The 5,817-nt window shown below is 76.0% G+C and carries 7 protein-coding genes and 1 pseudogene; 5 read left to right on the top strand and 3 right to left on the bottom strand.

From position 1 onward, the window contains the following. Positions 1-247: pseudogene (locus tag AC0CYZ_RS32045) on the top strand (DNA topoisomerase IB); the annotation flags it as partial. Positions 248-266: 19 nt separating this feature from the next. Here AC0CYZ_RS32045 and AC0CYZ_RS32040 read toward each other — a convergent pair. Next, positions 267-1,025: an ATP-binding protein gene (locus AC0CYZ_RS32040; RefSeq protein WP_472222375.1), complete on the bottom strand. Its 759-nt coding sequence runs from the start codon at positions 1,023-1,025 to the stop codon at positions 267-269. 108 nt (positions 1,026-1,133) lie between these two features. Between AC0CYZ_RS32040 and AC0CYZ_RS32035 the strand changes: the two genes are divergently transcribed. After that, complete coding sequence (locus AC0CYZ_RS32035; RefSeq protein ID WP_472222373.1) at positions 1,134-1,649, top strand: proteasome activator; 516 nt, start codon at positions 1,134-1,136, stop codon at positions 1,647-1,649. 40 nt (positions 1,650-1,689) lie between these two features. On the opposite strand, the gene AC0CYZ_RS32030 is transcribed toward AC0CYZ_RS32035, so the two are convergent. Then, positions 1,690-1,989, bottom strand: coding sequence for a WhiB family transcriptional regulator (locus tag AC0CYZ_RS32030; protein WP_472222371.1), 300 nt, complete (start codon positions 1,987-1,989; stop codon positions 1,690-1,692). Positions 1,990-2,293: 304 nt separating this feature from the next. On the opposite strand from AC0CYZ_RS32030, the gene AC0CYZ_RS32025 reads away from it, so the two are divergent. From AC0CYZ_RS32025 to AC0CYZ_RS32015, 3 genes are all read left to right on the top strand, one after another. Beyond that, complete coding sequence (locus AC0CYZ_RS32025) at positions 2,294-2,695, top strand: anti-sigma factor antagonist (protein WP_472222369.1); 402 nt, start codon at positions 2,294-2,296, stop codon at positions 2,693-2,695. Positions 2,696-2,889: 194 nt separating this feature from the next. Next, entirely contained in the window at positions 2,890-3,369 is a 480-nt protein-coding gene (locus AC0CYZ_RS32020; protein WP_472222367.1) for an ATP-binding protein, read from the top strand. A gap of 53 nt (positions 3,370-3,422) precedes the next feature. Then, the gene (locus tag AC0CYZ_RS32015; protein WP_472222377.1) at positions 3,423-4,148 is read left to right on the top strand and encodes an RNA polymerase sigma factor SigF; all 726 of its coding nucleotides are present in this window, start codon (positions 3,423-3,425) and stop codon (positions 4,146-4,148) included. A gap of 88 nt (positions 4,149-4,236) precedes the next feature. On the opposite strand, the gene AC0CYZ_RS32010 is transcribed toward AC0CYZ_RS32015, so the two are convergent. After that, positions 4,237-5,817 (bottom strand): SelB domain-containing protein (locus AC0CYZ_RS32010; RefSeq protein WP_472222365.1); only part of this gene is annotated, 1,581 nt, incomplete at its 5' end.

The following is a 5,817-nucleotide window of genomic DNA, read 5'->3' as shown; positions in this document are numbered from 1 at the left end:
CGCCCCGCCGACGGCGCAGCGCAAGCTCAAGGCGGCCGTGACGCACACGATGAAGACGGTGGCGGGCCAGCTCGGCAACACCCCGGCGGTGAGCAAGCGGTCCTACGTCGACCCGGTGCTCGTGTCGCACTTCGAGGCGGGCCGCACGGTGCGCGAGGCCGTGCGCGGGGCGGACCCCACCGACCTGCTGACGGTCCGCGACAGCATCGAGAAGGCGGTCCTCGAGCTGGTCAACGACCGCGGCTGAGGGACCCGGCGGCCCCGGCCTACGTCGCCATCTCGGCCCAGACGGTCTTGCCGTCCGGGTGCCGGAGCACACCCCAGGTGTGCGACACCGCGGCCACCATCGCGAGGCCCCGGCCGCGCGGGGACGACGTCGGCGGGGCGTGCCACGTCGTGGCCTCCGGGACGTCGTGGCCCGTGCGGCCGGCGTCGTAGTCGCGCACGGCCACCCGGAAGGCGTCGCCGTGGCGCTCGACCTCCACCACCGACGGGCTCGTCGCGTGCTCGACGGCGTTGGTGACGAGCTCGGTGATCACGATCTCGGCCGCCTCGCGGACCTCGCCCTCGAGGCCCCACCGCCGGCACAGGTCACGGATGTAGGACCGGGCGCGCCCGGGGGCGTGCGGATCGACGTCGAAGCGCCAGCCCTCGCGCACCACACGCGGCCGGTCGGCGAGGTGGGACAGCGCGTGGGCGGCGTCCGGGTACACCGGCACCTCGTCGGCGACCCGCGACGCGGTCAGCAACGCGGCGAGGGTCGGCTCCGGGGCGACGAGCGCGAGGCAGGCCCGCGGCCAGCCACCGGTCCGCGTGAGCGCCTCGGTGAACGCGTGGACGGCCGAGCTGTGCTGCGGGACCAGGTGCGACACGTCGAGGACGACGCCGTGGTGGGCCAGCAGCAGATCGGTGAGGGTCGCGACGAAGTCCGGGCGCGCCGCACGGTCGAGGTCGCCCCGGACCGTCGCCATCACCGCGCCACCCGAGGGCGACGCGGGACGGACCTCCCACGCGAGCTTCTCCACGATTCACCTCGCGGCCGTGGTACCCCGGGTCGGGGGGACCCAAGCCGATCCGATCGGGCGCGGGGGCGGCCCCGGGCGCGGTCAGGACGGGTCGGACATGATGGGGCGGTGAGCGAGGAACTCCAGGACGCCCCGGACGAGGCACGCGCCGGGGACCGGTCGGCCCTGGCGGCCGCGGCCGCCAGCGGGGCCGGGGACGGCGCCGGCACGGCCGAGCTCGTCGAGTCGCCGGGCGCGGTGATGCGCGTGGCGGGGATGGTCTCGAAGCTCATCGAGGAGGTCCGGCAGGCCCCGCTCGACGAGGCGGGGCGGGCCCGGCTGGCCGACATCCACGCGCGGTCGATCGCCGAGCTGGGGAAGGGGCTGGCCCCGGAGCTGCGCGACGAGCTGGACCGCATCTCGCTGCCGCTGGGCACCGACGAGGTGCCGTCGCAGGCCGAGCTGCGGATCGCCCAGGCGCAGCTGCTCGGCTGGCTCGAGGGACTCTTCCACGGCATCCAGAGCGCCGTGCTCGCCCAGCAGCTCTCGGCCCGGGGCCAGCTCGAGTCGATGCGCGGCCGCGGGAGTGCGGCCCTCGCCGAGGGCGCGGTCGAGGGCGGCCAGTTCGGCGGTCAGTACCTCTGAGACCGGGCCCGGCCCGGTGACCCGGGCGCGGACCGTCGGCTCAGGCCTCCAGGACGACGTCGCCCGTCGTGCGACGCAGCGCCGAGCGCCGCTCGTCCTCGGTCAGGCCGCCCCACACGCCGTAGGGCTCCCGGGTCGCGAGGGCGTGGCGGCGGCACGGCTCCAGGACGGGGCAGCTCATGCAGACCTTCTTGGCCTGGCTGGCGCGCTGTTCGCGCCGCGGGCCGCGCTCGCCGTCGGGGTGGAAGAAGAAGCTCGAGTCCATGCCGCGGCAGGACCCGTGGAGCTGCCAGTCCCACTCGTCGATGATCGGTCCGGGGAGCAGACGCACATCGGCCACGAGAACCTCCGGTCGTGAGAGGGAGCGCGCGGAGGCGTTCCAAGGGGTCGGAACGGTGTGGCCCGACCCGGACGTGGCGGGTATAGCCAACGACCGGGGCCGACAAACCCCGTCATCCATCACTCGGTCGGACGCGACCTTTCGAGCGGTCGTCCCCGGGGCCCGTCGCCCGGTCGAGCGGTCACCCACTCCGGACCGCGACCGCCCGACGCCCCCTACGTCGCGAGTAGGGTCCGGACAGTGGGTTATCGTGCGGCGCACTGGCGCCACCGCAGCCCAGGGAGATCCAAGAGGAGTGCTGTGCATGTCCGAGAGCGCAGGTAACGGGGGGCGCGAGGCCGTGGCGACCGACGACGACTTCTCGACCGAGGAGCCGATGGGTGTCGAGGTCGAGCGCTCCGGGGACACGTCGGTGATCCGGCTGTCCGGGGAGATCGACATGCTGACGACGCCGGCGCTGCGCGCCAAGGTCACCGAGGAGCTGGCGGCCGGGCTCACCACGCTGGTGCTCGACATGCTCGCCGTCGAGTTCCTCGGGTCCAGCGGGCTCGCCCTGCTCGTCGAGGCCCTCGACGAGTCGCGCAACCGCGGCGTCGTCCTCCGCCTGGTCGCCGACAGCCGTCCGGTCAGCCGGCCGCTGCAGGCCACCGGGCTGACGGACCTGTTCGAGATCCACCCGACGGTCGAGGAGGCGCTGGCCGCCTGAGGCGGCCCGCCCCGGGACCTCCGACCCGTCCGGGACGACCGACACGCACGTCCCGGCCGGTGGTGACCGGTGACGCCTGCGCCGATACGGTGACGCATCGATCGGCGCACCGGTCCGACGCCGACCGTGGTCCCGGCCCGGACGTCCGTACCGGACCCGCCCCACCGACCCGCCGCGAACGGAGACCCGCAGTCGTGCAGACGCCCGAACCGCAGCAGCGTGAGCGCGTGCCGGAGGTCCCCGCTCCCGGAGTCGCGAGTGAGGTCGACGGCCTGCCCGCGGCGTGGGACCTCGCCGAGGTGCCGAGCCCGGTCGAGGTGCGGGTGCACGCCGACGCGGCCCTGATCCCGTCGGTGCGTGCGGTCGCCGCCGACCTCGCCGCCCGGGCGGACTTCGACCTCGACGCGGTGTCCGACCTGCGGATGGCGGTCGACGAGGCCTGCTCCGCGCTCGTCCCGCTCGCCGCGCCCGGCGGGCAGCTGCGGTGCGGCTTCACCGTCGTCGACGGCCGGATCGCGGTCGTCGCCCGCGTGCCGGTGGAGTCGCCGACCGAGCTGCGCCAGGACACGTTCGGCTGGCGGGTGCTCGACACCCTCACCGATTCCGCCGAGGTCCTCGGCGGCAACGGTGAGTGGATCGGCATCCGGCTGCTGAAGGACCGGACGACGACGTGAGCGCGCCGGCCGGGGAACAGCGCGGTGACGACTCCTACGGCCACCTCACGCCCATGCTCATCGAGCACGCGAACCTGCCGGCGGGCGACCACCGGCGCGAGGCGCTGCGCGACCGCCTGGTCGAGGGCTACCTGCCGCTGGCCCGCCACATCGCCCGCCGCTTCTCCCAGCGCGGCGAGCCGCAGGAGGACCTCGAGCAGGTCGCGACCGTCGGGCTCATCCACGCCGTCGACCGCTTCTCGCCGGAGCGCGGGTCGGACTTCCTGTCCTACGCCGTGCCCACCATCACCGGCGAGGTGCGCCGCTACTTCCGCGACAAGGCCTGGTCGACGCGTGTGCCGCGCCGGCTCAAGGACCTCCGCCTCGCGATCGGTTCGGCGATGCCCGCGCTGTCCCAGGAGCTGGGCCGCGCCCCGACGGCGGGCGAGCTCGCCGAGCGGCTCACCCGCCCGCGGGAGGAGATCCTCGAGGCGCTCGAGGCCGCCAACGCGTACCGGTCGAGCTCACTGGACGACATGCTCGTCGACGACCCGTCGTCCGGGCGGCTCGCGGACGTCCTCGGCACCGACGACGACGAGCTCACCCAGGTCGAGCACCGCGAGACCGTCCAGCCCGCGCTGCGCCGGCTGCCCGAGCGCGAGCGCACCATCGTCATGCTGCGCTTCTTCGGGGGGATGACGCAGACCCAGATCGCCGAGCGCGTCGGGGTCTCGCAGATGCACGTCTCCCGGCTGCTCACCCGCACCCTCGCCACGTTGCGGCAGGACCTGACGGAGTAGGTGGGCTGCGTCGTCGCGCCAGGACGACGCGTGCTCGGTCAGCGCTCGTTCCTCGCGCTGCACGAGCCGTCGTCGGTGCGCCCGCTGGTCACTTGATCGAGTGGCCCTCGCCGTCGTGGCGGGTGCGGCCGGTCCGCGCGAGGAGCTCCAGCAGCGGCACCGCGACCCGGCGCGACGTCGCCAGCGCCTGACGGGCCGCCGACACCGTGAACGGCTGCTCGAGGCCCGCCAGCACCGTCACGGCACGATCCGGGGCGTCCGGAGCCAGGTAGACCCCGTCGGCGATCCGCACCAGCTCGCCCGCGCGTACCGCCGCGCCGAGCTGCTTGGCGCCCAGCCCGAGCGCCGCGAGCCGGCCCGCCTCCGGCGCCGCGAACGGGGACGCCTCGAGGTCCTCGCGGACCTCGGCCAGCGCTGTGCGGACCGCCGGTGGCAGCCCGCCGTCGCCGCGGCGCAGGATCCGTCCGCCCTCCTCGGTGAGCTCGTCCGACGCCGGACGACGCGCCAGCACCAGGGCGAGCAACCGCGGCTCGGGCAGTTCCAGCGCCCGGGCGGCCGCCCGGGTCGGCAGGCCGGGGTCGAGCGGATCGGCCGCGGCGTGCTCGGTGACGGCGTCGACGAGCCGGACCGCGAGACCGTCGAGGTGCTCGGGGTCGACCAGCCAGCCCGCCGTGCCCGGGGCCTGCGGCGGTGCCTCCGCGAGCCCCAGGCCCGCGAGGTCGGCCACCTTGAGGAACCGGCGGCGCCGCAGCTCGGTCGCCGGGTCGGGCGCCCCGGAGCTCTGCGCGAGCTGGCCGGCCCGGGTGCGCGCCGCACCGCGGCGCCGCAGCTCCGGCGGGCGCACGTCGAGCACCGTCACCCCGCCCAGCACCGCGTGCGCGCCCGGGTCGCGCAGCAGCGCGCGGTCGCCGGGGCGCAGCGGGAGCGGCGCGCGCAACGTCAGGCGCAGCGTCCGGGTGCCGGGTTCGGCGCCGTCGCCGGAGACCGCGTCCGGGGCGTCCTGTCGGGACAGCGGGCGGACGCGGGCGGCCACCGCCGCGGAGCCGACGTGCAGCATCACCTCGGCGGGCAGCCGGTCGTCGGCCCGCCGCACACCGGTCCCGCGGGGTGGGTGGAGGCGGACGTCGACGATCCCCGTGGTCAGCCACCGCCGCGGCGTGAGCAGCGCGTCCCCGCGGTGCAGCGCCTCGAGGGGCACCCCGCGCAGGTTCACCGCGACCCGCGACACCCCCTGCGCGGTCTCCACCGGCTCGCCGAGGGACTGGAGCCCGCGCACCGCGACCGTCCGCTCGCCGTCGTGCCCGGCGAGGACCAGCTCGTCGCCGACCGACACCCGCCCCGCTCCGAGCGTGCCGGTGACGACGGTGCCCGCCCCGCGGATGGTGAAGGCCCGGTCGACCCAGAGCCGGACGTCGCCGTCGACGTCGGGCCCGGGCAGCCGGCCGGCCAGGGCCCCCAGCGCCGCGCGGAGGTCGTCGAGACCCTCCCCGGTCGCGCCGGAGACGCACACCGCCGGGAGCCGGCCGAGGCTCGACTCGGCCAGGTGCTCCAGGGCCTCGTCGCGCGCGAGCTCGGGGTCGGCGAGGTCGGAGCGGGTCACGACGAGGACGCCGTCCCGCACGCCGAGCGCGTGCAGCGCGTCGAGGTGCTCCCCGGACTGCGGCATCCA

This window comes from Actinomycetospora sp. (genome assembly GCF_055612215.1).
The sequence above is the reverse complement of the archived record's forward strand: the minus strand, read 5'-3'. Positions and strand labels throughout refer to the sequence as shown.

Coding starts and splice junctions, on each gene's coding strand:
- AC0CYZ_RS32025 (WP_472222369.1), top strand. CDS start 2,294: ATGTCCGAGAGCGCAGGTAACGGGGGGCGCGAGGCCGTGGCGACCGAC.
- AC0CYZ_RS32015 (WP_472222377.1), top strand. CDS start 3,423: ATGCTCATCGAGCACGCGAACCTGCCGGCGGGCGACCACCGGCGCGAG.